This is a genomic window from uncultured Desulfovibrio sp. (assembly GCF_944327235.1).
Taxonomy (GTDB): Bacteria; Desulfobacterota; Desulfovibrionia; order Desulfovibrionales; family Desulfovibrionaceae; genus Desulfovibrio.
This window is the reverse complement of sequence record NZ_CALVHE010000119.1, coordinates 1-5,993: the sequence shown is the minus strand read 5'-3', so window position 1 is coordinate 5,993 and position 5,993 is coordinate 1. Positions and strand designations below refer to the sequence as shown.

Annotated in this window: 5 protein-coding genes and 1 pseudogene; all 6 read right to left on the bottom strand. The window is 61.2% G+C overall.

The genetic code is table 11. The annotated features are described in order from the left end of the window. Positions 1–150: 150 nt before the first annotated feature. A complete protein-coding gene (locus Q0K00_RS11115) occupies positions 151–1,716 on the bottom strand; it encodes a transcription antitermination factor NusB (protein ID WP_297229531.1) in 1,566 nt (521 codons plus the stop codon). An 87-nt stretch (positions 1,717–1,803) separates the two neighbouring features. Continuing rightward, on the bottom strand, positions 1,804–2,658 hold the full coding sequence (locus Q0K00_RS11110) for a DUF116 domain-containing protein (protein WP_297229530.1): 855 nt from the start codon (positions 2,656–2,658) through the stop codon (positions 1,804–1,806). Positions 2,659–2,865: 207 nt separating this feature from the next. Continuing rightward, on the bottom strand, positions 2,866–3,834 hold the full coding sequence (gene fmt / locus Q0K00_RS11105; RefSeq protein ID WP_297229528.1) for a methionyl-tRNA formyltransferase: 969 nt from the start codon (positions 3,832–3,834) through the stop codon (positions 2,866–2,868). 5 nt (positions 3,835–3,839) lie between these two features. Continuing rightward, positions 3,840–4,358 (bottom strand): peptide deformylase, encoded by a 519-nt coding sequence (gene def, locus Q0K00_RS11100; protein WP_297229526.1) that lies wholly within the window; start codon positions 4,356–4,358, stop codon positions 3,840–3,842. Between the two features lie 443 nt (positions 4,359–4,801). Continuing rightward, entirely contained in the window at positions 4,802–5,662 is an 861-nt protein-coding gene (locus Q0K00_RS11095; protein ID WP_297229524.1) for a DMT family transporter, read from the bottom strand. 240 nt (positions 5,663–5,902) lie between these two features. Continuing rightward, positions 5,903–5,993, bottom strand: a pseudogene (locus Q0K00_RS11090) (IS5/IS1182 family transposase); the annotation flags it as partial.

Here is a 5,993-nt window from a genome sequence, read left to right as displayed (position 1 = left end):
TCGGCAATCCATATTGCTGCCATTGTCATTTTTTACCTTTAATGAGTCCTGACCCTAGAGCATTTTGCCTTTGAAAAGAGAAAAATACGAGGCGGCGGTACAACACTGTGCCGCCGCCTCACGTTATGTTGTTTCCAATGGCAAAACTCTCTATGCCACACGTCGCAAGCGTGCCCCGAACATCCCTTCAAGCCAGGGATGGTCCCACGGCGTCTTCCAGAGAGTGCAGCATTCCAGCCGCACATCCGGCAGATGCAGCAGATGTTCCACCTGCTCCTCATTTTCCTCACGGCGGAGAGTGCAGGTCATATAGGCTAGCTCCCCTCCCACAGCAAGGCAGCGTGCGAGGGCTGCGGCGATATCCCGCTGTACTTCCGCAAGGCGGCGCATCTCCGCAAAAGGTCGCCGCCGGATGTCCGGTCGCCGGGCCAGTACCCCAAGCCCACTGCATGGCACGTCAGCGATGATGCCGCCTGACCAGCTCCCCGGACGGACCACGGGAAAACGGGCGTCCGCCAGTGCCAGCGCCGGACAGGGCAACCCCAGGCGGCGGCACTCGTGAGCAATACGTTCCAGTCGGCTGCGGGACGTATCCGTGCAGAGGGCAAGTATTCCCCCCTGCTCCCGCAACGCCAGTCCCTTGCCCCCCTGACCGGCGCAGGCGTCCCAGACAGGCCGTTGCGCCCTTATCCAGTCCCGCAGCCCGAGCTCGTCGAGCACGGCCTGCGAACCCGCTGCCTGTGCGGAGATCACGCCCTTGCCTTCCCAGTCCCTCAAGGATCGTCCGGCCAGCTCGTCCGGCTGCCTCCCCGGCGCAAAGGCCACTCCCCACTCTCCCACGCGGCAGGATACGGGACCGCCTTCCACATCCGAACTATCGCCCTGCGGCGCAACGTCCGTCAGCGGCGTGTCCAAGGCGGACGCCCGCACCTCATCGCTCTGTGGCGACGAAGCATTGATGCGCCAGCCATGCCAAGGGCGCTGTGCCGAGCGTCGAAAGAGCGCCTCCACCCTTTCCGTTACTCCTCCCGCCTCTTCCGCCAGACAAACGGCAAGCGTGGACGGCAACCCATAAAACCGGGCAGCCTCGGCTATCCCTTCCGGTTCATCCCCTTCCGCCCGTCTGTCGCCGCCCGCTCCAGCTCCAGCAAAGAAATCGACCGGTTCCTTTCCCGCGTAAAATGACCGGGAATGCGGCGCTTCACCAAGACGCTGCACACTTCGCAAGGTAGCGTTGACCAGCCCGCCCAGACGCGCGCCGTACAGGTTCGACGCCAGACTGACCGCGGTATGCAATACCGCATGGGCGGGGACGCGTTCCAAAAAAAGCAAAGCATAGACGGCGGCCTGGAGTATCCGCCGCAGGGGAAGGGGCAATTTTTGCGGGGCCGGAACGCACTTGCTCAGGATCCAGCCAAGACGACGCTCAGCGCGCAGTGCGCCGTAGGTCAGCTCCGTGGCCAGCGCCCTGTCGCGGGCGGCATTGGCCGCATCGTTACGCGGCATTCGTTTGTCCCCTTTTCCGTGGCAGGAAGCGTCACCGCCTGCGGTGGACACTTCCTGCAGGGCGACCTGGACCGTACATCCCGCCGCATGGTGAGCATCCAACAGACAAAGAGCCCGCACGGCCAAAGCCAGCGGGCTCCCTCCCAGACGGCGCAACCTAGCCTTTTCCCCAAACATGCTGGACGCCTGTCCGGCAGTATGACTGGGCATGAAGAGCGCTCCTTTGTTCTTCTCCGTTCCGGCAAGGGCAGACGGCTCGACGCGCCGCAGCCCTCCCCTTCCTCAGGCTGGACGTACTCAGGCCCCGGCCGACTGCGGACGCAATTCCTTGAGGATGACGCGCGGCTGCGAGGCAGGCACATCCAGGAAAAGCCGGATGGCCTCTTCCAGTCTGTCCAGCGGCACCAGCGTATCCAGACAGGGGCCGTTCGGGCGCTCATTGAGGATACCGAATACCGGCAGCGGATAACTGTCCTGTATGCCGGAGGTCAGGTCGCGCTCGCAGGCCACGGCAATGATGCAGCGCGGCTTGCGCTGCACCACGATACGCCGGGCGATGGTGCCGCCCGTGGCGATGGCCAGATGGACGCCGTAGGCGTCGCGCAGATCGAGCAGCCCCCCCACCGGACAAAGACCGCAGCGGCGGCAGAGATCCACCTTGTAGCTGAGGCGGTGCGGACAGGCGCTGCGCTGTACGCAGTGCGGCAGCAGCAACAGAAGCTCTTCGGGCCGCACATGCTTTCTGTCGGCCAGCACAAGCTCGTTGTTGACCTTGATGAAGGAGCGCCGCAGGAGAGCCTTGTCCACCCCGATCAGCCGGGACAGCACTTCCATGAGCGGGAAGACCAGACGGATCACCATTTGCCGAACAGGGCGGATGCCCGGAAAGCAGCGGCCGGTGTGGATATGCACCACCAGCGTCAGACAGAGCCAGCAAACGCCGACGATGAGCAATATCCCCAGCCCCCGATTGAAGGCGGGCAACCAGCTGACGATATCTCCCAGATCGAGCCAGGGAAGGATGAACAGAAAGACGATGCACAGGCAGAGCAAAAGACAGGACGCCAGCATCATGCCGATGAAGATACGCTTGTGCGCCCCGCCGTACTCGTCCGCAGGAAGAGAATGGGGGGATTTGTCAAAAAAGGACATCGTGCCCTCGTATTACTGCAAAGGCATACCGCAGGGTCCTCTCCTGCGCTACTGCCGTATCATTTTTCAGGAATCATTCCCGATTATGGCCATATGGTAAATTTTGGCCCTGTGCGGCCTTCTCAGGCAAAAAGAGCCTTTTTCTGAATCACAGGTCAAAAAAGTAAAAAAAGACGCCCGAATCGTATGCGGTTCGGACGTCAAAATCTACGCTTCGGGAGGGGACGCCGTACCGCCAAGTCCCAGCGGCATTTTTTGTAACAAACCATTACAAAGCGCGAGAGCGTCCATCTCCTTCTTTGCCGGAGGCCGCACGCGGCCCAGACGGTACCAGCCGTCGGCGCAAGCTACGCAAAGTCCCGCCTTGTCCCGCCACACGCTGCCGCAGGCGGGCCGCTCTCCCTCGGCAAAGGCTTCCGGCTGTCCGGGCCATATCTGCAAAAGCAACGGTTCGGACAGCCCTTCCCCACGCAGGAGCGTCCGCGCGCCGGGAAAAGGCGTCACGCCGCGGATCTGCGCATGGACCGCCGCCAGCGGGCGGCTCCAGTCCACAAAGCCGTCCTCCTTGAATACCTTGGCGGCATAGCTTGCCTGGCTCTCATCCTGCGGCACGGCCACCGCCGTTCCGGCGCACAACCCGCTCATCACCTCAAGCAGCGCCTCCGCACCCAACTCGGCAAGGGCATCATGCAGGCTGCCCGCTGTCTGCTCCGCAAGCGCAATGCGCCGTTGCGCATAAACAGGGCCAGTATCCAGCCCCTTTTCCATACGCATGATGGAAACGCCGCTTTCCGCGCCCGGCTGCCAATCCTCCATGATGGCGCGCTGGATGGGCGCTGCCCCCCGATAGCGCGGCAAGAGCGACGTATGCACATTGAGCGGCGCAAGTCGAGGGATGTCCAGCACGGCCTGCGGCAAAATCAAGCCATAGGCCGCCACGGCCAGCACATCCGGCGCAAGTTCAGCCAGTTCGGCCACGCTGGCGGCATCCCGAAAATTTTCCGGCTGTCGCACAGGCAGGCCCAGCTCCAGCGCGGTTTCCTTGACCGGACTGGGGCGCAGCTTCTGACCACGTCCCGCCGGTCTGTCCGGCTGGGTATAGACGGCAAGCAGCTCACCCTGCGGCCAGCCCGCCAGCCGCCGCAGTACCACGGCCGCCAGCTCCGGCGTGCCCATGAAAACTATTCGGCAGCTTTTCGCTTGAGGCATTTTTTTACCTTGGAATCATACATGCTGCGCCGTAAACGGCTGATATGGTCGATAAACAGCACGCCGTCGAGATGGTCGCATTCGTGCTGCACGATGATGGCCGCAAAATCCGTCAGCTCCTCGTCGATCTCCTTGCCGTCGAGGTCCTGCGCCTGCAGGCGTACGCGTTCGTAGCGCGTCACGTCGGCCCGGTAGTTGAAGGGGACGGAAAGGCAACCTTCCTGCTTGCTGACCACCTTTTCCCCTTCCAGCGTCAGACGGGGATTGATGAGCACGCGCGGTCGGCGTTCTTCCTCCTGCGCGCCGTCATCCATGACCAGCATACGGATATTGCGCCCCACCTGCGGCGCGGCCAGCCCCACACCGGGAGCGGCATACATGGTTTCCAGCATATCGGCGGCAAGCTGCCGGATCTCCGGCGTTATTTCCTGTACCGGCTCACATTTCAGCTTGAGGCGGGGATCAGGGTAAGAGACTATTTCAAGGATCATGGCGACTCGCTGTCAAAGGTTGGCTGTCTGGGTCAGGATATCCGGACTTGGCTTTCGCCAGGTCTGACCTATCCCGCCCCGCAGGACGACAGAAAAAGATCGGTGGAGCTGTGCGACAAGCCTCAAAAAACCGCTTTTCCCGTCATCGTCGCTTTGCGCGATCAGGCCGCGCAGAGGACAGGATGCTGTGTCCTGGACCCGGACTGGACAGGGGCAAAAAGTGTCCCTCCAGCATACAAAATGGCAGCAAGGCCCGCAAGTATGGCCCATGCGGCCTCCTCGCCGCCCTTTAGGGCCTGTTAACACTATTCGCTGTCTGTTTGGGGGGAAGAGACAAAGACACAAGGTACTCTCGTCCCAAAAGCAAGCGGTGTGTATACAGCCTGTTTGTCTTATCTATTGAAATTATTTGTAAAATTTGTGTTAACAGGCCTTAGCGGCCCTCAGGAAGGTTGCCGCCGCAGACCGGCACTGACGACCGCTCCCAGGATGAGCGCACCGCCGGCCAGCGTCCGCAGGCCCGGCGCTTCATCCAGCAGGACCCAGCTCACCAGTATGGCGTACAACGGCTCAAGCGCAATGACGATGGCGGCCAGTCGGGCCGGGATGGCGCGCAAGCTGTTAACGAACAAGGTATACGCAAGCCCGCTGCACAGCAGGCCGAGGCAGGCCAGCCACAGCCAGTCCATCCCGCTGACGGACGGCAGCTCCCGCGCCACCAGCGGCAGCGTCAGCGGCGCGATGAAGGCATATTGCCACCAGCAAGCCTGTTCTCCGCTCATATCGCCCACATTGCGCCGATTGCTGACCGCATTGAGGGCATAGATCGCGCCGGAAACTATCCCCCACAACAGCCCCTCCGTGCCCCTGTCGCTGAAGTCATAGCTTGGCGCGACGAGCACAAGACCGCAGGTAACGGCAAGCATCAGCCATTTTTCCGTCCCGGTGATGCGCTCATGGAAAAAAAGATGCTCGAAAAAAGCTACAAAAGCCGGAAAACAGGCAAAACCCAGCGTGCCTACCGCCACACCGCCCGTCTTGATGCCCAGAAAAAAAGTAAACCAGTGCAAGGCCAGCAGCACAGCCGAGACCGCCAGCCCGGCGACCTGACGCCCGCCCACGCCCTGCCACGGCCTGACGCCCCAGCAGACCAAGAGCAGCCAGAGCAGGCCAAGCGCAAAGACCGTACGCCCGAAAACGATCATCTCCGCACTGCACGCGGTCAGCCTCCCAAACACGCCGGAAACGCCAAAAAGCAACGTCGCCAGATGCATGGAGACAAGCGCCGCCCCCCGTGATGTCATGACCTCTCCTTTTTATTTTTTGCTGGTGTAGGGGGTCTTTGCGAGGGGAGAGGGAAACCGTTTTGGAAAACGGTTTTCCCTCTCCCCTCGCGCTCCCCTCTCCCTTCCCAAAACTTTTGCTCTGGTCACTGTACGATACCGTGCACCGGCAAGACAGCCCAGATCTGCCACGTCCCCCGGCGATATAAAAAAAACGGCCTGCAGAATACCTTAATCTACCTTTCTTTTTAGACAGTGTCGTCAAATTATATTTACCCACAAAGATATGCATCTAATTTGAACGGCGGCAAGAAAAGAGGCGCATCTTTTGACATACCGTGTAGCAATTCCT

Excerpts from the sequence above, each read along its gene's own strand:
- Q0K00_RS11115 (WP_297229531.1), bottom strand. The coding sequence starts at position 1,716 with ATGCCCAGTCATACTGCCGGACAGGCGTCCAGCATGTTTGGGGAAAAG.
- Q0K00_RS11110 (WP_297229530.1), bottom strand. The coding sequence starts at position 2,658 with ATGTCCTTTTTTGACAAATCCCCCCATTCTCTTCCTGCGGACGAGTAC.
- fmt (WP_297229528.1), bottom strand. The coding sequence starts at position 3,834 with ATGGGCACGCCGGAGCTGGCGGCCGTGGTACTGCGGCGGCTGGCGGGC.
- def (WP_297229526.1), bottom strand. The coding sequence starts at position 4,358 with ATGATCCTTGAAATAGTCTCTTACCCTGATCCCCGCCTCAAGCTGAAA.
- Q0K00_RS11095 (WP_297229524.1), bottom strand. The coding sequence starts at position 5,662 with ATGACATCACGGGGGGCGGCGCTTGTCTCCATGCATCTGGCGACGTTG.